Origin of the sequence: Caballeronia arvi, from assembly GCF_001544695.2 — a bacterium.
Classification (GTDB): domain Bacteria; phylum Pseudomonadota; class Gammaproteobacteria; order Burkholderiales; family Burkholderiaceae; genus Caballeronia; species Caballeronia arvi.
Genome location: NZ_FCOM02000083.1, coordinates 1 through 23374, shown reverse-complemented (window position 1 = coordinate 23374; position 23374 = coordinate 1). Strand labels below are relative to the sequence as shown.

The following is a 23374-nucleotide window of genomic DNA, read 5'->3' as shown; positions in this document are numbered from 1 at the left end:
CCCGATGCGCCAAGATGAATGTGTCAGCTATGTCCCCGACGAAAGTGTCAACCATGTCCCCGGTCTATACACAGCAGCAAAGAAAGTAGGTGCCGCCCCGCACAGGGGCAACGCTAATAAACCAACACGAATACGGGATCCGGCATAAACGCCAGAGCAAAAACAAAACAGACCGGCACCGAAGCAAACATAAAGCCTGCCCCGATACCGGCCCGCTTCGACTGCCTCAGTCGACCCTTACTGACAAGCCTCGCACTCATCGAAGCCCGGATCGCCCGGACGCATCATGCACACGGGACCATCGGCTTCAGGAGCCGCCTCGACCGCCGCGGCGGCATTAAACCCGCCATTGCCAGCCGCCGATACCCCACCGCCCACGCCACCACCGAACCCGCCAGCCGCGCCGGAACCACCGTCGCCCGAAGGCACCGCGTTCAGCGCACCATGCGCGACCGTCGACTTCTCGACGTGCGTCGCCGCCATCGTGCGGAGGTAGTACGTGGTCTTGAGACCGCGCACCCACGCGAGCTTGTAGACCTCGTCGAGCTTCTTGCCCGACGCGCCCGCCATGTAGATGTTCAGCGACTGCGCCTGATCAATCCACTTCTGACGGCGCGATGCCGCTTCGACCAGCCACTTCGGATCGACCTCGAACGCCGTCGCGTAGATCGCGCGGAGATCGGCCGGAATGCGGTCGATGCGCGAGAGCGTGCCGTCGAAGTACTTCAGATCCGACACCATCACTTCGTCCCACAGGCCGCGTGCCTTCAGATCGCGCACGAGGTAGTCGTTCACGACCGTGAATTCGCCTGACAGATTCGACTTCACGTACAGGTTCTGGAACGTCGGCTCGATACACGCCGACACGCCGATGATGTTCGAGATCGTCGCCGTCGGCGCAATCGCCACGCAGTTCGAGTTGCGCATGCCGTACGTCGAGATGCGTGAACGCAGCGCGGGCCAGTCCATCGACTCGGACATATCGACTTCCACGTAACCGCCGCGCGCCTGCTCCAGCAGCTTCAGCGAATCCTGCGGGAGGATGCCGCGATCCCACAGCGAGCCGCGATACGTCGCGTAACGGCCGCGCTCTTCCGCGAGTTCCGTCGACGCGTAGTAGGCGTAGTAGCAGACGGCTTCCATCGAACGATCCGCGAACTCGACCGCTTCGCCCGACGCATACGGCGTGCGCAGCAGGTGCAGGCAGTCCTGGAAGCCCATGATGCCCATGCCCACCGGACGATGCTTCAGGTTCGAATTGCGCGCCTTCGGCACCGCGTAGTAGTTGATGTCGATGACGTTGTCGAGCATGCGCATCGCGACGCTGATCGTGCGCTTGAGCTTCGCGTGATCGAGCGCGTACGAGCCGTCGGCCTGCTTCACCATGTGCGCGACGAGGTTCACCGAGCCCAGGTTGCACACGGCGATTTCCGTTTCGCTCGTGTTCAGCGTGATTTCCGTGCACAGGTTCGACGAATGCACGACGCCGACGTGTTGCTGCGGCGAGCGCACGTTGCACGGATCCTTGAACGTGATCCACGGATGGCCCGTCTCGAACAGCATGCCCAGCATCTTGCGCCACAGTTGCGCCGCCGGCAGCTTCTTGAAGAGCTTGATCTCGCCGCGTGCGGCTTTCTCTTCGTAAGCGACATACGCCTTCTCGAAGTCCGCGCCGAACAGATCGTGCAGGTCCGGGCACGTGGACGGCGAGAACAGCGTCCAGTCGCCGCCTTCGACGACGCGCTTCATGAACAGGTCGGGAATCCAGTTCGCCGTGTTCATGTCGTGCGTGCGGCGACGGTCATCGCCCGTGTTCTTGCGCAGTTCCAGAAATTCCTCGATGTCGAGGTGCCACGACTCCAGGTACGCGCACACAGCGCCCTTGCGCTTGCCGCCCTGATTCACCGCGACCGCCGTGTCGTTCACGACCTTCAGGAACGGCACGACGCCCTGCGACTTGCCGTTCGTGCCCTTGATGTGCGAGCCGAGCGCACGCACGCGCGTCCAGTCGTTGCCGAGGCCGCCTGCGAACTTCGAGAGCAGCGCGTTTTCCTTGAGCGCCTCGTAGATGCCGTCGAGGTCGTCGGCGACGGTCGTCAGATAGCACGACGAGAGCTGCGAGCGATGCGTGCCCGAGTTGAACAGCGTCGGCGTCGACGACATGAAGTCGAACGACGACAGCACGTTGTAGAACTCGATGGCGCGCGCTTCGCGGTCGATTTCGTTCAGCGACAAGCCCATCGCGACACGCATGAAGAATGCCTGCGGCAACTCGATGCGCGTGCCGTCGACGTGCAGGAAGTAGCGGTCGTAAAGCGTCTGCAGGCCGAGGTAGTCGAATTGCAGATCGCGGTTCGCGTCGAGCGCGGCGCCCAGGCGCTTCAGGTCGAACTGCTGGAGCTTGTCGTCGAGCAGGCCGGCTTCGACGCCGCGCTTGATGAACAGCGGGAAGTATTCGGCGTAGCGCTCGCCCATTTCGGCTTGCGTCACTTCGCCTTCGAGAATTTCGCGGCGGATCGTGTGCAGCAGGATGCGCGCGGTGACCTGGCTGTACGCCGGGTCCTTTTCGATCATCGTGCGCGCGGCGAGGATGGCCGAGTCGTAGACCTGCGACATCGGCACGCCGTCATACAGGTTCTTCACCGTTTCCGCGACGATCGGCTCGGCGGACACCGCTTCGCCCAGATCCGCGCATGCGGAGACGATCAGCGCCTTGAGCGCGTCCATGTCGAGCGGAAGCGTGATGCCGTTGTCCGTCACGTTGATGACGCCGCCTTCTTGACCCTGCGCGTTCTGCGCGGCCGAGCGCTCTTGCGTCCGCTGCTGCGTGCGCTTCTCGCGATACAACACGTACGCGCGCGCGACGTTGTGCTCGCCGCCGCGCATCAGCGCGAGTTCGACCTGGTCCTGAATATCTTCGATGTGAAACGTGCCGCCATGCGGACGGCTGCGCACGAGCGCGCGCACGACCGCTTGCGTCAGTTGCTCGACGAGTTCGCGCACGCGCGCGGACGCGGCGCCCTGGCCGCCATTGACGGCGATGAACGCCTTCGTCACGGCGATCGCGATCTTCGTCGGCTCGAACGACACCACGCTTCCGTTGCGACGGATGACTTTGTAGTCGGCAAACGTCGTGTTCGGCGCGAGCGCCTCGGCGCCCACGGCTTGCGCACCGCCCTTCGGCTGTGCGGAGGCGCCTTCGAAGGAAGTCGTGGCGTTCTCGGTGGTTTGCATGTGCAAAACTCCTGGTGTTCGAATGGTGCGGATGGTCCGCGGATTTATCACTTATGCCGCGCGCGTAACGCGGTGTTTTGGCGGTATAGCCGGGCTGTGAATGCAGCAGGCCAGATAACACGAATCGCGGCGCTTACGGCCCGCATTGTTCTTGGCGTCTCATGCGGTGCCCGCGTTGGCGCGCGGTGTCGGTCGACGCAACTCGCGCTCGCTAGCTTGCCTTCTTCACGGTGCTGCTCGCTGGCGCCCGATCCGCCCGGCGACGCTCTCCTCGCAAAGAGAACCGCCTCGCGCATCGCCCCGGGCCAGCCAAACTTCTTCTACGCCGGAAAGCCGGCGGCGCCGGCTCGGCTGAGCGGGCGCCGCCACAACAACACAAGATCTAGTGCCAAGTACGTCTTTCGGCACCAAGTATAGTGGACATCCGGGCAGTCTCAAAAAGTTTTATTTACCTTCGATATGCCGCCGCGGGGTTGACTTTTGCTGCCGCAAAGCACGGCAAGGCCTCGCGCGCGACGCTGTTGCGACGCAGCGAGAAAGACCGTACGCCGTGTCAGACGTTCGACAGAAAGGGGAAGAACGGCGGTGGCAACGCGCTGTCGTGACGCAGGCGCGGCCAGTCGAAATGAGGACCGGGATCGGTCTTGCGGCCGGGCGCGATGTCGGAATGACCGGCCACCGCGTCGATCGGATAGCGCTTCACGATGATGCGCGCAAGCCGTGCGAGCGCTTCGTATTGCGCGTCTTCGAACGGCACGCGGTCGCTGCCTTCGAGCTCGATGCCGATCGAAAAATCGTTGCAGCGCTCGCGTCCGCAGAACGACGAGACGCCTGCGTGCCACGCGCGTTCATCGCAAGAGACGAACTGCTGCGTCTCGCCATCGCGGCGGATCACGAAGTGCGCCGACACACGCATGCCGCGCAGGTGATCGAAGTACGGATGCGCGTCGTGATCGAGCGTGTTGAGGAAGAAATCGGCGATCGCGTTCGTCGTGAAATCGTCGGGCGGCAGGCTGATGTTGTGCACGACGATGAGCGTCGGCACAGCGTTGTCCGGGCGCGCCTCGAAGTTCGGCGATGCCAGGCGCGTCGCGTTCGTGAGCCAGCCTTGCGCGTCGATGTGCGGATCGCGCTTCGATGGAACGTGAGCGTTCATCGCGCGTCGCGGCCGGTCGGGCGGGCCGCGTAATGGCGCGCGTGATCGGCGCAGCAGAAGCGCTCGCCCGCGACGACGATCGATTCGCTGCGCGGCGTATGCACGCCGCATTGAGCGCAGCGGATGAGCGGATCGGCGAGCTGCGGCGCTTCGGGCGATGCGGCGCCGTTGCCGTGGTTCGTGCGACGCGCGCCGAATGCGCCTCCGGCGGTCGCGCCGCCCGCTTGTGCATCGCCCTGCTGCGCGCGCTCGTTCGCGCGGCGCAGTTTCTTCAGGAGCCACTGGAACACGAAGAACAGGACGATCAGGAAGATGAAATTTCGCATCGTTTCAATGCCGATAAAGAGTGCGCCGTTCCCGCGCTCAGACCACCGCGCGATGCAGCAGCACTTCGAACACGAAGCGGCTGCCCACATAAGCGAGCAGCAGCGCGGCGAACGAAGCGAGCACCCAGCGCAACGCGGCGCGTCCGCGCCATCCGGAAATGCGGCGCGCAGTGAGCAGCGCGCCGAACATCAGCCAGGAGAGAAAGGCGAACACGGTTTTGTGATCGAGGCGCAATGCGCGATCGACCAGTTGTTCGTTGAACGCGATGCCCGACACGAGCGTGAGCGTGAGCAGCACGAAGCCGGCCGCGATCAGACGGAACAGCAGCTTTTCGAGCGTCAAGAGCGGCGGCAGCGTATCGAGCCAGCTCGTGAGCCAGCCGTTGCCGGTATGACGCGTGGCCATGCCGCGCATGCGTTGCAGACGGCGTTCGAGCATGAGCATGAGCACGGCGTGCAGCGCGGCGATCGCGAAGAGCCCGTACGCGATGTTCGCGATCAGGAAATGCAGCTTGAACATCGGCGCGGCGGAATACGAGAGCACGCGCACGCCGCCGAACAGGAGCGGCAACAGCGACGCGACGCACGCGAGCGGCAGCACGAGCAGACGCAAGCCGTCGAGCGGAAAGAAGAAACTTTCGATCCAGTAGATGCCCGCGCCGAGCCAGAACATCGCGGAGAGCGCGAACGCGAAGCCGAAGACCATCGCGTTCTGGGGGAAAATCGTCGCGTGCAGCAGCAGGCCGTGCACGAGCAGCGCTATTAATAATAGAGCGCGGCCTGAATGACCCATGCCCGCACCCGTGTCCGGCGACTTTTTGGGCGCAGCGGCCGGCGCGATGCCCGTGGGCACGCCGGCCAGCGCCGGTTCCACGGCCGTATGGCGATGCGCGCGCCAGCCCGCGACGGCCAGTCCGCCGTAGAGAAGCGCAGTGAGGGCATACAGTACAATATCCATGTTCGAAGTTTACACTAGGCCCTTGATCCACGACGGTTTCCCCCTTGCTTCAGCGCGGAGCGACGCGTCGTTTTGCATCGAAAAAGGGCCGCATTCTCTACCATTTCCCCATGCTCGATAATCTGACTCAACGGATGGCGCGCGTCGTCAAGACGCTCCGCGGCGAGGCTCGGCTCACCGAGGCCAACACGCAAGAGATGTTGCGGGAAGTCCGTCTGGCGCTGCTCGAAGCGGACGTGGCGCTGCCGGTCGTGCGCGAGTTCATCGCGAAGGTGAAGGAAAAGGCGCTCGGCGAGGAAGTGCTGTCGAGCCTGTCGCCGGGTCAGGCGCTCGTCGGCGTCGTGCAGAAAGAACTGACGGCCGTGATCGGCGGCGATTACGAAGGCAAGGCCGCCGAGCTGAATCTCGCCGTCGCACCGCCCGCCGTCATTCTGATGGCGGGTCTCCAGGGCGCGGGTAAAACGACGACCACCGGCAAGCTCGCCAAGATTCTGCGCGAGAAGAGCAAGAAGAAGGTGCTCACCGTTTCCGTCGACGTTTATCGCCCCGCCGCTATTCGTCAGTTGCAGACGGTGACCGAGCAGGTCGGCGCGGACTTCTTCCCGTCGGAGCCGAATCAGAAGCCCGCGGATATCGCGCGCGCGGCGATCGACTGGGCCAAGCGCCATTATCACGATGTCGTGATCGTCGATACGGCCGGCCGGCTCGGCATCGACGAAGCGATGATGAACGAGATCAGCGAGCTGCATACGCTGCTGAAGCCCGCTGAAACGCTCTTCGTCGTCGATGCCATGCTGGGTCAGGACGCCGTCAACACAGCCAAAGCGTTCAACGACGCGCTGCCGCTCACCGGCGTCGTGCTCACCAAGCTCGACGGCGATTCGCGCGGCGGCGCGGCGCTCTCGGTTCGCCACGTCACGGGCAAGCCGATCAAGTTCGTCGGCGTAGCGGAAAAGCTCGACGGCCTCGAAGTCTTCCATCCGGACCGCATGGCGAACCGGATTCTCGGCATGGGCGACATTCTCGCGCTCGTCGAGGAGGCTCAGCGCGGCGTCGATACGGCCACCGCGCAGAAGCTCGCCGACAAGGTCAAGAAAGGCGGCGACTTCGACCTGAACGACTTCAAGGCGCAGCTCGCGCAGATGAAGAACATGGGCGGCCTGTCATCGCTCATGGATAAACTGCCGGCGCAGTTCCAGCAGGCGGCGCAAGGCGCGGACATGAACAATGCCGAGAAGCAGATGCGCCGCATGGAAGGCATCATCAACTCGATGACCATCAAGGAGCGCGCGAAGCCCGAGCTCATCAAGGCCGCGCGCAAACGCCGTATCGCTGCGGGCGCGGGCGTGCACGTGCAGGAAGTGAACCGCATGCTCAATCAGTACGAGCAGATGCGCGGCATGATGAAGAAGCTGAAGGGCGGCAACCTTCAGAAAATGATGCGCGGCATGAAGGGCATGCTGCCCGGCATGCGCTGATACGCACTTTTATTGAACCCGCGTTCTCTTCGGTCGTCCGACTCGAAAGAAGCGCGGGTTTATCATATGGCGCACGCCGCCGTTTTTTTCCACACTAAGAAGTCAGCCTTTCCCGCTTCCCCTTATGAATCGCGAAGAAGCCCTCCATATTTTCAGCCACTCCGAAGAGATCGTGACGGCTGACGAAGTCAACGCATCGATCGGCAAGATGGCCTCGTCCATCAAGGCGGCGACGCAAGACGACTTCCCGCTCGTGCTTTCGGTGATGGGGGGCGCTGCCGTGTTCACCGGCATGCTGCTGCCGCATCTGGATTTCCCGCTCGAGTTCGATTACATCCATCTGACGCGCTATCGCAACGCCATCAAGGGCGGCAGCGAGATGCAATGGCGCGTGGCGCCGGCGGAATCGGTGAAGGATCGCGTGGTGCTCGTGCTCGACGACATCCTCGACGAAGGCGAAACGATGGCCGCGATCCGCGACCGCATCATGGCGATGGGCGCGAAGACGTTTCTGTCGGCGGTGCTGTGCGAGAAGATTATCCCGAAGGCGAAGCCGCTGCGTCCGGACTTCTGCGGTTTCGAAGTGCCGGACCGGTACGTGTTCGGCTGCGGGATGGATGCGAAGGGATATTGGCGGAATCTGCCGACGATTCGGGCGTTGACGGAAGTAGCTTGAGGCTGATTTTTTTGCTCCACAGTTCGCATGACCCAAAGGCTGCTTCGCAGCCTTTTTGTTGCTTGATCGCAGGCTGTCAAAAATGGTGAAGGCCGGCGTTGAAGTATGAGATCGACAGCATACTTTGGAGGAAATTAACTTCTGAAGGGTGGCATTCGTCCAGCAAAATGGCCGACCAACACTATATTCATCAACGTAAGGGCGCCTGGCTGCGTATTCTGACAAGCATCGTCGCACTCATCATCTTTGCGGTCGCGTTCCTTCTTGCGTGCACGAACGACAGTGGCGGATTCTTGCCGAATCTAGGCCGCTGGCTGGCGGGCGCTCTGCTTCTCGCCGGCAATTTGCTCGTTTTAGTGCTGAATGTTCTTTACTGGCTGATGTACGGTGCAAAAAAGGAATTACGCATGATTATCGCCATACAGGGCGTAGTTGCGTTATGTACAGTCGTCAAGCTGACCGGATGGGCGTAAGCGCCCTTTGGTAAGCGTCTCCGGAACCGACTCGCTTCACGAGACCAATGCAAAATGAAAAAAGCGGCCGACCGGCCGCTTTTTCACTGAAGCTGATGCACGAAAGTGCGTATCCCCGTCAATATCATCTCGACGGAAATCGCCACCAGCACGAGTCCCATCAAGCGCTCGAACGCAGTGACGACACGCTCGCCGAGCCACTGCTGAATCTTCTCGGCGAGGATCAGCACCGTCGCGCAGACGATCATCGTGACGGTCAGCGCGCCGACCCATTCGAGCATCTTGCCGGGCGCCTGCGACGTCAGCAGCATCACGGTTGCGAGCGCCGACGGCCCGGCGAGCGCCGGGATCGCGAGCGGCACGATCAACGGTTCCCCGCCGCGAGAATCGCCGCCCATCGCGCCGTCCGGATGCGGGAAGATCATCCGCAAGGCGATCAGAAACAACACGATCCCGCCAGCGATGCGCAACGACAAATCCGTCAGATTCATCGCGCGCAGAAAGCGGTCGCCCGCCATCATGAACACCAGCAGGATGCCGAACGCGATCGCGACTTCCCGCAAGATCACGACGCGGCGCCGCTCTTTCGCGACGCCGCGCAACGCGTTGATGAAGATCGGAATGTTGCCGAGCGGATCGGTGATCAGCAGCAGCAGGATCGTCGCCGAAAGGAAGTTGTACTGCATTACTTCCCGAGCGCGGCCCGCACTTTTCCGATGACGGCATCAGCGGCTTCATCGACCGGCAGCAGCGTGGCTTCCGTATCGCGGCGGCCCTGATACTCGAGCTTGCCCTCTTTCAGACCGCGATCGCCGATCACGATGCGATGCGGCACGCCGATCAGTTCCCAGTCCGCGAACATCACGCCCGGACGCTCGCCGCGATCGTCGAGAATCACGTCGATACCCGCTTGCTGCAATGTTGCGTAGAGCCTGTCGGCCTGCTCGCGCACGGCGTCGCTGCGGTCGTAGCCCATCGGGCAGATCACGACTTCGAACGGCGCGATGGCTTCCGGCCAGATGATGCCCTTGTCATCGAAGTTCTGTTCGATCGCCGCGCCCAGCACGCGCGTGACGCCGATGCCGTAGCAGCCCATCTGCATCGGCGCGGGCTTGCCGTTTTCGTCGAGGAACGTCGCGCCCATCGAATCCGAATACTTCGTGCCGAGCTGGAACACGTGGCCCACTTCGATGCCGCGGCAGATTTCCAGCGCGCCCTTCCCGTCCGGCGACGGATCGCCCGCGACGACATTGCGGATATCCGCCACTTCCGGCTCGGGCAGATCGCGGCCCCAGTTCACGCCGGTCGTGTGGTAATCGACCTCGTTCGTGCCGACGACGAAATCGCTCATGTTCGCGACCGTGCGATCCGCGATCACGCGCACCGGCTTTTTCGTGTCGATCGGGCCGAGATAGCCCGGCGGCGTGCCGAACCATTCGATGATCTCGGCTTCCGTCGCGAATCGGTAACCCGCGAGGCCCGGCAGCTTGCTCGTCTTGATGTCGTTGAGCGAATGATCGCCGCGCAGCATCAACAGCCAGATCGTGGGTTCAGCGCCTTCGTTCTCCGTCGCCAGAACGATCGACTTGATGGTCTTCTCGAGCGGAATGCTCAGAAGCTGCGCGACCGCCTCGCATTTCGCCGCGCCGGGCGTCGGCGTTTTCTTCAGCGCTTCCGTGGGCGCGGCGCGTTGCGCGATGAGCGGCAAGGCATCGGCTGCTTCGACGTTCGCCGCGTAGTCCGAACTCGGGCAATACGCGATGTCGTCCTCGCCCGTTTCGGCGATCACGTGAAATTCGTGCGAGCCGCTGCCGCCGATCGAGCCGTTGTCTGCCGCGACCGCGCGGAAGTCGAGACCGATGCGCGTGAAGATGCGCACGTACGCGTCGTACATCTTGCGATAGGTCTCGGCGAGGCCGTCGAGGTCCTTATCGAAGGAATAGGCGTCCTTCATGATGAACTCGCGGCCACGCATCACGCCGAAGCGCGGGCGGATCTCGTCGCGGAACTTCGTCTGGATCTGGTAGAAATTCACCGGCAACTGGCGATAACTCTTGATCTCGCGGCGTGCGATGTCCGTCACGACTTCCTCGTGCGTCGGGCCCATCACGAAATCGCGCTCGTGGCGATCCTCGAAGCGCAGTAGTTCCGGGCCGTACTGCTCCCAGCGGCCCGACTCCTGCCACAACTCGGCGGGCTGCACGGCGGGCATCAGCAGCTCGAGCGCGCCCGCGCGGTTCATCTCTTCACGCACGATGGCTTCGACCTTGCGCACCGAGCGCAGGCCGATCGGCATGTAATCGTAGATGCCGCCCGCGACGCGGCGGATCATGCCGGCGCGCATCATCAGCTTGTGGCTGACGATCTCGGCGTCGGCGGGAGCTTCTTTCAGGGTGCCGATGAAGAAACGGGATGCTTTCATTCAAATTTTCCAAAAGCGGCGCGCGCTTCGGAGCCGTTGTGGCGCCGGAGCTGGCGTATCGAAGGTGAACGACTGAAACGGTCGACGGCTCTGCATGAAGAAGAAGATTTTGCCGTCTTCCGCAAACCCTGGCAAAGAGCCGTGAACCCGGCGCGGGGAATTCATGCCCGCAGACAGGTACGCGCCGCGGGTTCGAACCGATGCGCGGGGTCCGTTAACTGTTTATAATCAAAGCAATTTTAAAGGATTTGAAGGTGGCTGTATGCTGGATCGTGAAGGCTTTCGCCCGAACGTCGGCATCATCCTCTTGAACGCGCGCAACGAAGTGTTTTGGGGCAAGCGACTGCGTGAACATTCCTGGCAGTTTCCGCAAGGGGGCATCAAATACGGCGAGACCCCCGTGCAAGCCATGTATCGGGAGTTACACGAAGAAACCGGTCTGCTTCCGGAGCACGTGAAAGTTGTCGGTCGCACGCGCGACTGGCTGCGTTATGAGGTGCCGGACAAGTTCATCAAGCGCGAGGTGCGCGGACACTATCGCGGTCAGAAACAGATCTGGTTTCTGCTGCGCATGGTAGGACGTGATTGCGACATCTGCCTGCGCGCGACGGACCATCCGGAATTCGATGCCTGGCGCTGGAACGAATACTGGGTGCCGCTGGATGCGGTCATCGAGTTCAAGCGCGACGTTTATCAAATGGCTCTCACCGAGCTGTCCCGCTTCCTGCGGCGCACCAACTCCCGCGGGGAACGCGGCGAGCGTGCCGCGCATCACGGGCCGCGCTATCCGCGCGTGCTGCAGACGATGACGATCGAAGCACCTGCTGTAACTGCCTCCGGCGCGGCGGTTCAGGCAGAATGCACGGTCAGCGAAGAAGTGCATGTGATCATTCAGCGCTCCTCGTGAGACTGATCGCGGCAGTTCCTCGCACACGTTGACACTCAACTCGATTGCGATCGATGGCACGGCGAACTTCTCGCCGTGCCATCTCGCTTTGTTTCGCCGGGCCGGGGCTTCGCGGTCCGCGCGCATGTTTTTCGGGAAGACCCAATTGAAAGTGAACGCCTCACTCGCGGTAATCGCAGCATCCGCGGCAGCGCTTGCCGTGCTCGCCGGCTGCTCCAGCAACAAAGCGCCGTCCACGCAAGACGACGGCGTGTTCACCTATCTGCTCGATCGCAAGCCGAACTGGACCGAGGAGAAGGTCGACACGATGCCGCCCTTGCCGCAAGCGTCGAATCTGCTCGCGTTCAACGTTTCGCAGAACACGCCGCTCACCTTCGCCGTCGACAAAACGTCGCTCACGGTCGGCAAGGACGGCGTCGTGCGTTACGTGATCGTCGTGACGAGTCCGGCAGGCGCGCGCAACGTCAACTATGAAGGCATTCGTTGCGACACCTACGAATGGCGCCGTTACGCGAGCATCAACGACGATCAGAACGGCTGGGATCAGGCTGTCGCGTTCGATTTCAAACGCATCGAGAATGGCGAACTGAACGCGTATCAGGCGGCGCTCTATCAGGATTATTTCTGCGCGAGCAAGCTGCCGGTCGGCACGGCAAAGCAGATCGTCAACAACATTCAGTACAAGCGCACGCAGAGCTCGATCAACGTGCGCTGATTTCACCGCGCGCAAAAACGCAAACGCCCGCTGGATCAGCGGGCGTTTTCGTTTCCGGGCGCTTCAGACGAGCACGAGATTGTCTCGATGGATCAGCTCGGGCTCCAGCATGTAGCCGAGCACGGTTTCGATCTCCCCGCTCGGCCGCCGATGAATCAGCCGCGCCTCCGAACTGCTGTAGTTCGTGATGCCGCGCGCGACTTCGTGCCCCTGATCGTCGATGCACGCGATCACCTCGCCGCGATCGAACGCGCCCTTCACGTCGATCACGCCGATCGGTAGCAGGCTCTTGCCGTCGTCGGTGAGCTTGCGCACCGCGCCGTTGTCGATCACGACGTGCCCGCGCACCTGCAAGTGATCCGCCATCCACTGCTTGCGCGCCGCCATGCGCGCCATGCGCGCGATGAGTTGCGTGCCGATCAGTTCGCCGGACGCGAGGCGCGTCAGCACATCGGCTTCGCGGCCGCTCGCGATGACCGTGTTCGCGCCGCTGTGCGCCGCGCGCTTCGCCGCGAGAATCTTGGTCAGCATGCCGCCGCGCCCGAGGCTCGAACCCGCGCCGCCAGCCATCTGCTCGAGTTCGGGCGTGCCGGCATCGGCCTGTTCGACGAGCGTCGCGTTCGGGTCCTTGCGCGGATCGGCGGTGAAGAGGCCGCGCTGGTCGGTCAGGATGACGAGCGCATCGCCTTCGATCAGGTTCGCGACCAGCGCGCCGAGCGTGTCGTTATCGCCGAACTTGATCTCGTCGGTGATGACCGTGTCGTTCTCGTTGATGATCGGCACGGCGCCCAGGCGCAGCAGCGTGAGCAACGTGGAGCGCGCATTCAGATAGCGTTCGCGGTCGGCGAGATCGGCGTGGGTCAGCAGAATCTGCGCAGTGCGGATGCCGTGCGCGCCGAAGCTGCTTTCGTAGACCTGCGCGAGACCCATCTGGCCGACGGCGGCGGCCGCCTGCAACTCATCGATCTCGCGTGGCCGTTTGGTCCAGCCGAGCCGGTGAATGCCTTCCGCGATCGCGCCCGAGCTCACGAGCACGACTTCCTTGCCCTGCTCACGCAGCGCCGCGATCTGCGCCGCCCAGCGAGAGATGGCCGCATGATCGAGCCCGCGCCCGTCGTTGGTGACGAGGCTGGACCCTACTTTCACTACGATTCGCTTCGCAGCGGCGATGACCGAACGCATCGTGCGCTTTCTCCTCGTGGTTGCGTTTATTCCTTCGCTGCGTCGTCGTCGCGCGCATCGTCCCGAAAACGCACGTCGGCGGCCAGATCTTCCGCTTCCGCCGCGCGCGACGCGTCCGAATGCTGCGATATGTAGTCGTAGATCGCGTACGTGAGCGCTTCACAGCCCTGGCCCGTCAGCGCGGAAATCTCGAAGACCGGACCGTCCCACTCGAAACGCTCGACGAAATCGGCGATGCGCGCTTCGCGCTCGTCTTCCGCCACCATGTCGAGCTTGTTCAGCACGAGCCAACGCGGCTTCTCGTAGAGCGTCTCGTCGTACTTGCGCAGTTCGTTGACGATGGCCTTCGCTTCCGCGACCGGATCGACGTTTTCATCGAACGGCGCCATGTCGACGAGATGCAGCAACACGCCGGTGCGCTGCAAGTGACGCAGGAAGCGATGCCCGAGCCCCGCGCCCTCCGCCGCGCCTTCGATCAGGCCGGGAATGTCGGCAATCACGAAGCTCTTGCTGGGCCCGACGCGCACCACGCCGAGATTCGGCGCGAGCGTCGTGAACGGATAATCCGCGATCTTCGGCCGCGCGTTCGATACCGACGAAATGAACGTGGATTTCCCCGCGTTCGGCATGCCGAGCAGGCCCACATCGGCGAGCACTTTCAGCTCGAGCTTGAGCATGCGGCGCTCGCCCGGCTTGCCATCGGTTTTCTGACGCGGCGCGCGATTCGTGCTCGACTTGAAATGCAGGTTGCCGAGGCCGCCCGCGCCGCCCTGCGCAATCTGCACTTGCTGATTGTGCTCGGTCAGGTCCGCGATGATCTCGCCCGTTTCCTGATCCGAAATGATCGTGCCGACCGGCATGCGCAACGTGATGTCGTCGCCGCCTTTGCCGTAGCAGTCCGCGCCGCGGCCGTTTTCGCCGTTGCGCGCCTGATGCTTTTTGGAAAACCGGTAGTCGATCAGCGTGTTGATATTGCGATCGCCGATCGCGTAGACGCTGCCGCCGCGGCCGCCGTCGCCGCCGTCCGGACCGCCGAACGGGACGAACTTCTCGCGGCGCATCGACGCGCTGCCATCGCCCCCGTCGCCGGCGATGACTTCAATCCTCGCTTCGTCAATGAACTTCATGCGTTGCTCCGTCCCGTGTTTGCTGTATTTTGCCGTGACCGACTTTCGCGGTCACTCATGATTCGATTTGATCGCACCAAATGAAAATGGCCCCGCGAACTTCGCGGGGCCATTTTTCCGGTCCTGAAGCCCGTGCGTAAAAACTTACGCTGCCGGGACGACGACGACCGTGTGCTTCCGTGCGGCGCCCTTGGTCACGAACTTCACGTGGCCGTCGGTGAGTGCGAACAGGGTGTGATCCTTGCCGATGCCGACGTTCTCACCCGGATGCATGCGCGTGCCGCGCTGGCGAACGATGATGCCGCCCGCGTTGATTGCCTGGCCGCCGTACACCTTCACGCCGAGGCGTTTCGACTCGGAGTCGCGGCCGTTGCGGGAAGACCCGCCTGCTTTTTTGTGTGCCATTTGCTTAGCTCCTTACCCGATGCACTTACGCGTTGATCGCGTCGATGCGCAGTTCGGTGTAGTTCTGGCGGTGGCCAGCATGCTTTTGGTAGTGCTTCCGGCGACGCATCTTGAAGATGGTCACTTTCTTGTGACGACCTTGCGACACGACGGTAGCTTTGACGGAAGCCCCACTGACCAGCGGCGTACCGAACTGAATCGATTCGCCTTCGCCTACTGCGAGAACCTGGTCGAGCGTGATTTCAGCGTCAATGTCTGCCGGTATCTGTTCTACTTTCAATTTTTCGCCAACGGCAACTTTGTACTGCTTGCCGCCGGTTTTTATGACCGCGTACATTGAGAACCTCACTCAAAATTCTTTCCCGCTCGCGCGGGAAGCTTCAACGTTTCCCGCTCATGCGGAAAACTCAACATTTCCCCACGCACTACGCGGGGAAAACGCGAGATTATACATAGAGTTACGCTCAGCGTCAAAGTGTGATATCAGCCGCGGCGAGGCGGCCGCACTGCGCGATCCTCGGCGAAACAGCCTCGAAACACGCGCGAATTTCGCAGACGCGCCAGCATTCGACATCCGGGAACCCGTCGTCTGGTCGGATTCGCCTTATAATCCGCCGGATTACCTTTAATGCCGATCATGTCGTCCACCGCCACTTCCTCTCCCAACGCCGCCGCTCTGCTAGCCCCGATCGCCGAGGACATGCAGCAGGTCAATCGCGTCATCCGGCAGCGCCTGGCATCAGAAGTGATGCTGATCAACCAGATTTCGGAGTACATCATCGGCGCGGGCGGCAAGCGGCTGCGTCCGGCGCTGCTGCTGCTGGTCTCGGGCGCGCTCGGCGACACGACCGGACATCGCCACGAACTGGCGGCCGTGGTGGAGTTCATCCACACGGCGACGCTGCTGCACGATGATGTCGTCGACGAATCCGACCTGCGCCGCGGCCGCAAGACCGCGAACGCGCTGTTCGGCAATGCGGCGAGCGTGCTAGTCGGCGACTTCCTCTACTCGCGCTCGTTCGAGATGATGGTGAGCGTCGGCAAGATGCGCGTGATGGAGATTCTGTCGGTCGCGACCAACATCATCTCGGAAGGCGAAGTGCTGCAGTTGCTCAATATGCACGATCCGGACGTCGACGAAGCGCGCTACATGCAGGTGATCCGCTACAAGACGGCGAAACTGTTCGAAGCGGCGGCGCAACTGGGCGCGGTGCTCTCGGGCGCGGATGCGCGCACCGAAGCGGCGGCGGCGGAGTTCGGCCGGCGCATCGGCACGGCGTTCCAGATCATGGACGACTGGCTCGATTACACCGGCACGCCTGAATCGATGGGCAAGAACGCCGGCGACGACCTGCGCGAAGGCAAGCCCACGCTTCCGCTCATCTATCTGATGGAGCACGGCACGCCCGAGCAGGCGGCTCTTGCGCGCGAAGCAATCGAGCAAGGCGGCACGGACCGTTTCGACACGATCTTCCACGCGATCACGACTTCGGGCGCGCTGGATCACACGCTGGAATGCGCTCGAAAGGAAGCCGAAGCAGCGGCGCACGCAATTTCTTCGTTTCCTGATTCCATTTTCAAAGAAAGCTTGCTAGAATTATGTTCTTACTCGACGTCGAGGCAGTCTTGAACGAGACTGAAACGAAGTAAGAGTCTAAGTTGGTCGAATTCGGGGTGTAGCTTAGCCTGGTAGAGCGCTACGTTCGGGACGTAGAGGCCGGAGGTTCGAATCCTCTCACCCCGACCAGAATTGCAAAAAAACCCGCATGGTCCGCCATGCGGGTTTTTTCTTTCCGCGCACAAAACCGCGAACATTGGCCAAAAGGCCGAGGACAGGCTTCCCGGCCCGTCTGCTATATTGCCTCCCATCTCCGCCCCCTATCCGATCACCGCGTGGACAACCTTCCCTTATGGGCGCAAATTTGCGCCATTTTTCTGCTTCTCGTCCTTTCCGGCTTCTTCTCGATCTCCGAAACGTCAATGATGGCGCTCAATCGCCATCGGCTGAAATATCTGGCTAGCCAGGGATCGCTGCGCGCCCGCACCACGCAAGGCCTGCTCGCGAAGACCGACCAGCTCCTTTCCGTGATCTTGATCGGCAACAACCTGATCAACACGATCATCCCGGTGCTCACCACGTCCATCGCGCTGCGCACGTTCGGTCATGACAATCTCGTCCTTTCCATCACGACGGGCGTCGTCGCGTTTCTGATCATCGTGTTCGCGGAGATTGCGCCGAAGATCGTCGGCGCGACGTACCCGGAAAAGGTCGCACTGCCCGCGAGTCTCGTGCTCGCGCCGCTCATGCGCATCGCGCGGCCGCTCATCTGGTTCGTCAACCTGTTTGCCAACGCGATTCTGGCCGCGCTGCACATCAACACGAAGAACAAGCGCGATCAGCGCCTCTCGCCCGAAGAGCTGCGGACCATCGTGCTCGAAACCGGCAGCTTCATGCCGACCAAGCACCGCAGCATCCTGCTCAACCTGTTCGATCTGGAGAACATCACGGTTGATGACGTGATGATCCCGCGCCGGCGCATCGAAGCGCTGGATCTCGACGCACCGTTCGATCAGATCCTGCATCAGCTCGAAACCTGCTATCACAACAAACTGGTGGTCTATCAGGGCGACATCGACCGTGTGCTCGGCATCCTGCACGTGCGCAAGACGCTCTCGGCGCTGCATAACCAGGAGCTCGAGCGCGAAACGCTGCGCGAACTGCTCGCCGAACCGTATTTCGTGCCGGCCGGCACGCCCGTCTTCCAGCAGTTGCAGTACTTCCAGGAAAGCGGCCACCGCATTGCGATCGTGGTCGACGAGTATGGCGAATTGCAAGGGCTCGTCACGCCCGAGGACATCATCGAGGAACTGATCGGCGAATTCACGACGACGATTCCGCGCGGCGCCGGCTCTCGCGGCGGCTGGGACGATAACGGCGAGTGCATCGTCGCGGGCAGCATGCCACTGCGCGAGCTGAACCGCTGGCTGCATCTGACTCTGCCGACGGACGGCCCGAAAACGCTCAATGGCCTGATTCTCGAGACGCTCGAAGACATCCCGGACGGCGATATTTCGATGCGCATCGCCAACGTGACTTTCGAAGTCATGCGCAGCGACGATCAGGCGATCCGCACGGTGAAGATTTTCCGGCCGGACGGCGCGCCGACACGCGCGCTGCGTTAGCCATTCGGACGACTGGGCGAGAGTCTTCGCGGGCGGGATGATCAGATCATCTCGACTCCGACCGCACGACGCCCATGATTTCCCCTTCCCGCGACGCTTTCGACACTTTCGCGCGCCCGGCTCGCCCGCCCGGCGCGACAGTCGATGCCGCGTCCGATCACGAGACGCCCGCCGTCTCGCTGCTCACCGAAACCCTGCGCGAAGCCGCCGATCGCGGCGCATCCGATATTCACGTCGAGCCGGCGGAGCACGACTGGCGCATCCGGTTGCGCGTCGATGGCGCGCTGCATGTGCTCAGGCGCCCGCCGCCGCATTTGCGCGACGCGTTCGTCACGCGCATCAAAGTGCTGTCGCGCATGGATATCGCGGAGCGCCGCGTGCCGCAGGACGGCCGCTTGCGGTTGAGCCTGCCGGGCGGGCGCATGGGCGACTATCGCGTCAGTTCACTGCCGACGCTCTTCGGTGAAAAACTCGTGTTGCGCCGGCTCGACACGTTGCCGCCGGACCTGTCGCTCGCCGCACTCGGCCTCGATGACGCGCAAAGCGGCACTCTCGAATCGGCGATTCGCGCGCCGCACGGTCTCGTGCTCGTAACCGGTCCGACCGGCAGCGGCAAGACGCTGTCGCTCTACTGCTTTCTGCAGATGCTCAACGCCGAAGCACGCAATGTGTGCTCGGTCGAAGATCCGGTCGAGATTCAGCTCGCGGGCATCAATCAGGTGAGCGTGCGCGAAAAGGCCGGGCTGACCTTCGCGGTGACGCTGCGCGCGTTCATGCGCCAGGATCCGGACGTGATCATGGTGGGCGAAATTCGCGACGCGGAAACCGCCGATGTCGCGGTAAAAGCCGCGCAGACGGGACACCTCGTGCTTTCGACGTTGCACACCAACGATGCGCCCGCCGCGATCGCGCGTCTCATCGATATCGGCGTGGCGCCTTATAACCTTGCGTCGGCGCTCAGGCTCGTCACGGCGCAACGGCTCGTGCGCAAGCTCTGCGCGCAGTGCCGCGCGCCCTCGGCGCTACCGCTCGCGGACGGGTTTCATCCTTATGAGCCGCGCGGCTGTCCGGCGTGTCACGGTATCGGTTATCGCGGTCGCGTCGGTGTGCATCAGGTGATGCCGGTCTCCGATGAAATACGCGAGCTGATCGTGTCGCGCGCCGCAACTCACGCGATCTCGCGCGCGGCGCAGGCGCAGGGCATGCCCGCATTGCGCGACGCGGCCTTCGCACGCGTGCGCGAAGGCGCGACGAGCGTCGCCGAGGCGACGGAAGCGACGGAGATCGACGGATGAGCGAGCTTCGTTTTGCGTGGCGTGGCATGGACGCCGACGGCCGCGAAAAGCGCGGCACGATCATCGCTGCGGATTCGCTGTCGGCGCGTACGGCGCTACGACGGGAAGGCGTCATCGTAATCGCGCTCGACATGCGCGGCGCCGCGCCGCCGCCCAAAGCGAAAACCGCGGAAGTCACGCTCTTCACGCGCCAGCTCGCCGGCCTGCTGCGCGCCGGACTGCCGCTTGCCGGCGCGCTCGAATTGCTTGCCGGTAGCGCAACGGACGGCGGGCTGCCGCGCATCGTGCGCGCAGTGGCCCGCGACATCACGCGCGGCGTGCCGTTTTCGGCGGCGCTGGCGCAGCATCCCGCGGCATTCGGCGCGCTGTACTGCCAGTTGGTTTCGGTGGGAGAAATGGCAGGCGCCTTGCCGGCGGTGCTCGCCCGTCTCGCGGACGATCGCGAGCGCGCCGCCTCGCAGCGCGCCCGGCTTCGCGCCGCGCTCACCTATCCGGTCATGGTGTTGCTGCTGTCGCTCGCGATCACGGCGGGCTTGCTGATCGGCGTCGTGCCGACCTTCAAGACCATTTTCGACGGCTTCGGCGCCGCGCTGCCCGCGCCGACGCGCTTCGTGCTCGCGCTTTCGGATGGCGCCGCGCACATCGGTGTGCCGCTGGTCATCGCGTGCGCGGTCGTGGCGGTCGTCCTGCTCAACTGGATGAAGCGTTCGCCCGACGCGCGCGAAGCGGCCGATCGCGCCGCGCTGCGTCTGCCGCTCGCGGGCAAGCTGCTGCGCTCGCTCGCCGTCGCACGATGGAGCCGCGCGCTCGGCACGTTGCTCGCCGCCGGCACGCCGCTCTCCGATGCCTTCGATTCGCTCACGCACGCCACGGGAAACCGCCTGTTCGACCGCGCGACCGTCGAAATCGCCGCGCGCTTGCGCAATGGCGAGCGCCTCGCCGCCGCGATGCGCGCCGCCGGATGCTTTCCGCAAGATGTTGTGCAGCCGATCGCGGTCGCGGAAGAATCGGGTTCGCTCGATTCGATGCTGCTCGATCTCGCCACGCTCGCGGATCGACAGGTCGACGAACGCATCGGCGGCTTCGCGAGCCTGTGCGAGCCGATCGTGATCACCGTGTTGGGCGCGCTGGTGGGCGGGCTCGTCATCGCGATGTATCTTCCTATCATTCAGCTCGGCAACGTGGTGTAGCATCGCGGGCCAGAGCAACCGTTCGTCCATCATGCAGCCTTCGTTCGATCCGTCCACCGCGCACTTCGCGAGCCGCTATCTGTCGGCATTCGCCGCGCTTCCCGTGGCCATGCAGTATGGGTTCGCCGTCGTGCTCGGCCTCGTAATCGGCAGTTTTCTCACGGTCGTCGTGCATCGTCTGCCGGTTCTGCTCGAACGCGCTTGGCGCGCCGAAGTCGAAGCCGCCGTGCCGGACGCGCCGAAGTCCGACGCCGATCCGTACCCCGAGCGCTTCAATCTCGCGGTGCCGCGTAGCGCATGTCCGCATTGCAAACATGTGCTGCGCGCGTGGGAGAACATTCCCGTCATCAGTTATCTCGCGTTGCGCGGACGTTGCTCGGCATGCGGCGCGCGCGTGAGCCCGCGCTATCCGCTGATCGAACTGACGACCGGCCTGCTCGCGGTGCTCTCGCTCTACGCGTTCGGCCCATCCTGGCCCGCTGCGGCGGCGTTCGGACTATGCGCGACCTTGCTCGCGGCAGGACTCATTGACTACGACACACGCTATCTTCCCGATGTGCTGACCCTGCCGCTGCTGTGGGCCGGGCTCATCGTCAATTTCGGCGAAGGCGGCTTCGCGACGCTGCACGATGCCGTCACCGGCGCGATCGCGGGCTATCTGTTCCTTTGGTGCGTGTACTGGCTCTTCAAGCTCGTGCGCGGCGTCGAAGGCATGGGATACGGCGACTTCAAGCTGCTCGCCGCAATCGGCGCGTGGCTCGGCTGGGCGTCGCTGGCGCAGGTCGTGTTGATCGCGGCCGTCGCGGGCGCGGCGTTCGGCATCGTGGCGACTTGGATGAAGCGCATGCGTTTCGAAGAGCCCTTGCCGTTCGGGCCGTTTCTCGCGGCGGGCGGAGCCATTACGCTCTTCGTCGGCACGCCGCTCTATGCACTGTTCGGATGAAGGAGCGCGACGGATGTTCAGCATTGGTCTCACCGGCGGAATCGGCAGCGGCAAGAGCACGGTCGCGGATCTGTTCGCGGCGCGCGGCGTGACGCTCGTCGACACGGATCTGATCGCGCATCAAATCACGGCACCAGGCGGCATTGCAATGCCGCTCATCAAGAGCGAGTTCGGTGACGATTTCATCGCGGAAAACGGTTCGCTCGATCGCGCGAAGATGCGTGCGCTCGTCTTCGCCGACGACACCGCGAAAGCGCGCCTCGAAGGCATCGTGCATCCGCTGATCCGTGCCGAAACGGAGCGCCAGCGCCATGCAGCGCCCGGGCCGTATCACATCGTCGTGGTGCCGCTGCTCGTCGAGTCCGGGGAATGGGCGGCGCGGGTGTCGCGCGTGCTCGTGGTGGATTGCCCGGTCGAGACGCAAATCGCGCGCGTCATGCGACGCAATGGCTTCACGCGGGAACAGGTGCTGGCGATCATCGCGAAACAGGCGTCCCGCGAAGCGCGCCTCACGGCGGCCGACGACATCGTCGTCAACGACGAAACCGCCACGCTCGACACGCTCGCGCAGCAAGTCGACGCGCTGCACGCACGCTATCTGTTACTCGCATCGGCTTGAAGAAGCGCGTTCGCCTGAGTTAGCGAAATGCTCTAAAAGTTCCCAAAATCCCGCCGAAACCGGCGCTTTGCCGCGCAAATCGGCCCCCATTTGCTAGGGTGAGGATGCGGCATTAGAATGTGCTCACTTCCGCTCAAGGAAGCAACCGACCCACGCCGAGGCGAGCGCGCTTGATCCTTTACGAGTATCCCTTCAACGAGCGAATCCGGACGCTGCTGCGGCTCGAAGATCTGTTCGAGCGCTTCACGTTCTTTCTGACTCAGGAAGACGCGCGAGAACATCACGTCGCGCTCACGACGCTCTTCGAGATCGCCGAAGTCGCAGGCCGTACGGATCTCAAGGCCGACCTCATGAAGGAACTGGAGCGGCAGCGGCAAACGCTCGCGCCGTTCCGCGGCAATCCGGGTATCGAGCAGGAAGCGCTCGAAGCCGTGCTCGGCGAAATCGAGCAGACGCTCGCCGGACTCACGGAGATGCATGGCAAGACCGGCCAGCATCTCGCCGACAACGAATGGCTCGCGAGCATTCGCAGCCGCACGATCATCCCTGGCGGCACCTGCAAGTTCGATCTGCCGTCGTACTACGCCTGGCAGCAGTTGCCGGTCGAGGAGCGTCGGCAGGACATCGCGAAATGGGTCATGCCGATGCTCGCGCTGCGCGACGCGGCCACCATCGTCTTGCGGCTCGCGCGCGAATCGGGTCAGGCATCGAAAGTGATGGCGATGCAGGGCAGCTACCAGCAGATGTTGTCCGGCCGCACGTATCAGCTGATGCAGGTGCGCGTATCGCCGGACACGCGCGTGATTCCTGAAGCGAGCGCGAACAAGTACATGCTGTGGGTGCGCTTCACGGTGCAGGACGGTGACCTGAAGCCGCGCGCCGTCGATGTCGACGTGCCCTTTCATCTGACGCTTTGCAGCCTTTGAATCGGGAACGGTTGGGCCTCATATGGTCAAATACCGTCCGTTAGTCCGTTCACTGGCTCAATTCGCAACTGTCATGACCACTGTCGTTAAGGGTTATTCGATGCCTGCCATCGATCACAGGAATGTGACGGTGCCGCTGCGCGTGTTGGCAGGCGTCGA

The 23374-nt window shown here is 63.1% G+C and carries 22 protein-coding genes and 1 tRNA gene; 13 read left to right on the top strand and 10 right to left on the bottom strand.

Annotation, left to right across the window (positions count from 1 at the left end):
* Nucleotides 1-237: 237 nt before the first annotated feature.
* The 4 genes from AWB74_RS39915 to AWB74_RS39900 all read right to left on the bottom strand — a co-directional run bounded on the left by AWB74_RS39915 (nt 238) and on the right by AWB74_RS39900 (nt 5674).
* Complete coding sequence (locus tag AWB74_RS39915; RefSeq protein ID WP_061152064.1) at nt 238-3234, bottom strand: ribonucleoside-diphosphate reductase subunit alpha; 2997 nt, start codon at nt 3232-3234, stop codon at nt 238-240.
* Between the two features lie 553 nt (nt 3235-3787).
* Entirely contained in the window at nt 3788-4390 is a 603-nt protein-coding gene (gene ampD / locus AWB74_RS39910) for a 1,6-anhydro-N-acetylmuramyl-L-alanine amidase AmpD (RefSeq protein ID WP_061152063.1), read from the bottom strand.
* Complete coding sequence (locus AWB74_RS39905) at nt 4387-4716, bottom strand: PP0621 family protein (RefSeq protein WP_061152062.1); 330 nt, start codon at nt 4714-4716, stop codon at nt 4387-4389. The genes ampD and AWB74_RS39905 overlap by 4 nt, the downstream gene beginning before the upstream one ends.
* A 37-nt stretch (nt 4717-4753) precedes the next feature.
* Nucleotides 4754-5674, bottom strand: a complete 921-nt coding sequence (locus AWB74_RS39900) for a cytochrome C assembly family protein (RefSeq protein WP_061152061.1) — start codon at nt 5672-5674, stop codon at nt 4754-4756.
* A 110-nt stretch (nt 5675-5784) separates the two neighbouring features.
* Here AWB74_RS39900 and ffh point away from each other — a divergent pair, with 110 nt between their 5' ends.
* From ffh to AWB74_RS39885, 3 genes are all read left to right on the top strand, one after another.
* A complete protein-coding gene (gene ffh / locus AWB74_RS39895) occupies nt 5785-7152 on the top strand; it encodes a signal recognition particle protein (RefSeq protein WP_061122479.1) in 1368 nt (455 codons plus the stop codon).
* 124 nt (nt 7153-7276) lie between these two features.
* Entirely contained in the window at nt 7277-7828 is a 552-nt protein-coding gene (locus AWB74_RS39890) for a hypoxanthine-guanine phosphoribosyltransferase (protein ID WP_061152060.1), read from the top strand.
* 167 nt (nt 7829-7995) lie between these two features.
* Nucleotides 7996-8301 carry a hypothetical protein gene (locus AWB74_RS39885; RefSeq protein ID WP_061152059.1) on the top strand — a complete coding sequence of 102 codons (306 nt, stop codon included), beginning with the start codon at nt 7996-7998 and terminating at the stop codon, nt 8299-8301.
* An 83-nt stretch (nt 8302-8384) separates the two neighbouring features.
* On the opposite strand, the gene AWB74_RS39880 is transcribed toward AWB74_RS39885, so the two are convergent.
* Entirely contained in the window at nt 8385-8987 is a 603-nt protein-coding gene (locus tag AWB74_RS39880; protein WP_014192308.1) for a MarC family protein, read from the bottom strand.
* On the bottom strand, nt 8987-10723 hold the full coding sequence (locus AWB74_RS39875) for a proline--tRNA ligase (protein ID WP_061152058.1): 1737 nt from the start codon (nt 10721-10723) through the stop codon (nt 8987-8989). The genes AWB74_RS39880 and AWB74_RS39875 overlap by 1 nt, the downstream gene beginning before the upstream one ends.
* A gap of 262 nt (nt 10724-10985) precedes the next feature.
* Between AWB74_RS39875 and AWB74_RS39870 the strand changes: the two genes are divergently transcribed.
* On the top strand, nt 10986-11630 hold the full coding sequence (locus AWB74_RS39870) for an RNA pyrophosphohydrolase (protein WP_061122476.1): 645 nt from the start codon (nt 10986-10988) through the stop codon (nt 11628-11630).
* A gap of 124 nt (nt 11631-11754) precedes the next feature.
* Entirely contained in the window at nt 11755-12345 is a 591-nt protein-coding gene (locus tag AWB74_RS39865; protein ID WP_061152065.1) for a CNP1-like family protein, read from the top strand.
* Between the two features lie 63 nt (nt 12346-12408).
* Here the strand turns inward: AWB74_RS39865 and proB are convergent, their stop codons facing one another.
* The 4 genes from proB to rplU form a co-directional block, all read right to left on the bottom strand.
* The gene (gene proB / locus AWB74_RS39860) at nt 12409-13527 is read right to left on the bottom strand and encodes a glutamate 5-kinase (protein ID WP_061152057.1); all 1119 of its coding nucleotides are present in this window, start codon (nt 13525-13527) and stop codon (nt 12409-12411) included.
* 26 nt (nt 13528-13553) lie between these two features.
* Nucleotides 13554-14654 (bottom strand): Obg family GTPase CgtA, encoded by a 1101-nt coding sequence (gene cgtA / locus AWB74_RS39855; RefSeq protein WP_061152056.1) that lies wholly within the window; start codon nt 14652-14654, stop codon nt 13554-13556.
* Nucleotides 14655-14798: 144 nt separating this feature from the next.
* The gene (gene rpmA / locus AWB74_RS39850; RefSeq protein ID WP_061122473.1) at nt 14799-15059 is read right to left on the bottom strand and encodes a 50S ribosomal protein L27; all 261 of its coding nucleotides are present in this window, start codon (nt 15057-15059) and stop codon (nt 14799-14801) included.
* 25 nt (nt 15060-15084) lie between these two features.
* Entirely contained in the window at nt 15085-15396 is a 312-nt protein-coding gene (gene rplU / locus AWB74_RS39845; RefSeq protein ID WP_008342953.1) for a 50S ribosomal protein L21, read from the bottom strand.
* 300 nt (nt 15397-15696) lie between these two features.
* Here rplU and AWB74_RS39835 point away from each other — a divergent pair, with 300 nt between their 5' ends.
* The 8 genes from AWB74_RS39835 (at nt 15697) to zapD (ending at nt 23215) form a co-directional block, all read left to right on the top strand.
* A complete protein-coding gene (locus AWB74_RS39835; RefSeq protein ID WP_061122472.1) occupies nt 15697-16689 on the top strand; it encodes a polyprenyl synthetase family protein in 993 nt (330 codons plus the stop codon).
* 40 nt (nt 16690-16729) lie between these two features.
* Nucleotides 16730-16806 (top strand) — tRNA-Pro (locus AWB74_RS39830).
* Between the two features lie 146 nt (nt 16807-16952).
* Nucleotides 16953-18242 (top strand): HlyC/CorC family transporter, encoded by a 1290-nt coding sequence (locus AWB74_RS39825; RefSeq protein WP_061152055.1) that lies wholly within the window; start codon nt 16953-16955, stop codon nt 18240-18242.
* A 74-nt stretch (nt 18243-18316) separates the two neighbouring features.
* Nucleotides 18317-19537 (top strand): GspE/PulE family protein, encoded by a 1221-nt coding sequence (locus AWB74_RS39820; RefSeq protein WP_061152054.1) that lies wholly within the window; start codon nt 18317-18319, stop codon nt 19535-19537.
* A complete protein-coding gene (locus tag AWB74_RS39815; RefSeq protein WP_061152053.1) occupies nt 19534-20727 on the top strand; it encodes a type II secretion system F family protein in 1194 nt (397 codons plus the stop codon). The genes AWB74_RS39820 and AWB74_RS39815 overlap by 4 nt, the downstream gene beginning before the upstream one ends.
* 31 nt (nt 20728-20758) lie before the next feature.
* Nucleotides 20759-21670: a prepilin peptidase gene (locus AWB74_RS39810; protein WP_061152052.1), complete on the top strand. Its 912-nt coding sequence runs from the start codon at nt 20759-20761 to the stop codon at nt 21668-21670.
* Between the two features lie 13 nt (nt 21671-21683).
* Nucleotides 21684-22289 carry a dephospho-CoA kinase gene (gene coaE, locus AWB74_RS39805; protein WP_061152051.1) on the top strand — a complete coding sequence of 202 codons (606 nt, stop codon included), beginning with the start codon at nt 21684-21686 and terminating at the stop codon, nt 22287-22289.
* A 170-nt stretch (nt 22290-22459) separates the two neighbouring features.
* Complete coding sequence (gene zapD / locus AWB74_RS39800) at nt 22460-23215, top strand: cell division protein ZapD (protein WP_061122466.1); 756 nt, start codon at nt 22460-22462, stop codon at nt 23213-23215.
* Nucleotides 23216-23374: the final 159 nt, after the last annotated feature.

Excerpts from the sequence above, each read along its gene's own strand:
- AWB74_RS39835 (WP_061122472.1), top strand. The coding sequence starts at position 15,697 with ATGTCGTCCACCGCCACTTCCTCTCCCAACGCCGCCGCTCTGCTAGCC.
- AWB74_RS39900 (WP_061152061.1), bottom strand. The coding sequence starts at position 5,674 with ATGGATATTGTACTGTATGCCCTCACTGCGCTTCTCTACGGCGGACTG.
- AWB74_RS39870 (WP_061122476.1), top strand. The coding sequence starts at position 10,986 with ATGCTGGATCGTGAAGGCTTTCGCCCGAACGTCGGCATCATCCTCTTG.
- AWB74_RS39875 (WP_061152058.1), bottom strand. The coding sequence starts at position 10,723 with ATGAAAGCATCCCGTTTCTTCATCGGCACCCTGAAAGAAGCTCCCGCC.
- AWB74_RS39890 (WP_061152060.1), top strand. The coding sequence starts at position 7,277 with ATGAATCGCGAAGAAGCCCTCCATATTTTCAGCCACTCCGAAGAGATC.
- AWB74_RS39885 (WP_061152059.1), top strand. The coding sequence starts at position 7,996 with ATGGCCGACCAACACTATATTCATCAACGTAAGGGCGCCTGGCTGCGT.
- AWB74_RS39820 (WP_061152054.1), top strand. The coding sequence starts at position 18,317 with ATGATTTCCCCTTCCCGCGACGCTTTCGACACTTTCGCGCGCCCGGCT.
- ampD (WP_061152063.1), bottom strand. The coding sequence starts at position 4,390 with ATGAACGCTCACGTTCCATCGAAGCGCGATCCGCACATCGACGCGCAA.
- AWB74_RS39815 (WP_061152053.1), top strand. The coding sequence starts at position 19,534 with ATGAGCGAGCTTCGTTTTGCGTGGCGTGGCATGGACGCCGACGGCCGC.
- rpmA (WP_061122473.1), bottom strand. The coding sequence starts at position 15,059 with ATGGCACACAAAAAAGCAGGCGGGTCTTCCCGCAACGGCCGCGACTCC.
- ffh (WP_061122479.1), top strand. The coding sequence starts at position 5,785 with ATGCTCGATAATCTGACTCAACGGATGGCGCGCGTCGTCAAGACGCTC.
- cgtA (WP_061152056.1), bottom strand. The coding sequence starts at position 14,654 with ATGAAGTTCATTGACGAAGCGAGGATTGAAGTCATCGCCGGCGACGGG.
- AWB74_RS39915 (WP_061152064.1), bottom strand. The coding sequence starts at position 3,234 with ATGCAAACCACCGAGAACGCCACGACTTCCTTCGAAGGCGCCTCCGCA.
- AWB74_RS39810 (WP_061152052.1), top strand. The coding sequence starts at position 20,759 with ATGCAGCCTTCGTTCGATCCGTCCACCGCGCACTTCGCGAGCCGCTAT.
- coaE (WP_061152051.1), top strand. The coding sequence starts at position 21,684 with ATGTTCAGCATTGGTCTCACCGGCGGAATCGGCAGCGGCAAGAGCACG.
- AWB74_RS39880 (WP_014192308.1), bottom strand. The coding sequence starts at position 8,987 with ATGCAGTACAACTTCCTTTCGGCGACGATCCTGCTGCTGCTGATCACC.
- rplU (WP_008342953.1), bottom strand. The coding sequence starts at position 15,396 with ATGTACGCGGTCATAAAAACCGGCGGCAAGCAGTACAAAGTTGCCGTT.
- AWB74_RS39905 (WP_061152062.1), bottom strand. The coding sequence starts at position 4,716 with ATGCGAAATTTCATCTTCCTGATCGTCCTGTTCTTCGTGTTCCAGTGG.
- AWB74_RS39865 (WP_061152065.1), top strand. The coding sequence starts at position 11,755 with ATGTTTTTCGGGAAGACCCAATTGAAAGTGAACGCCTCACTCGCGGTA.
- proB (WP_061152057.1), bottom strand. The coding sequence starts at position 13,527 with ATGCGTTCGGTCATCGCCGCTGCGAAGCGAATCGTAGTGAAAGTAGGG.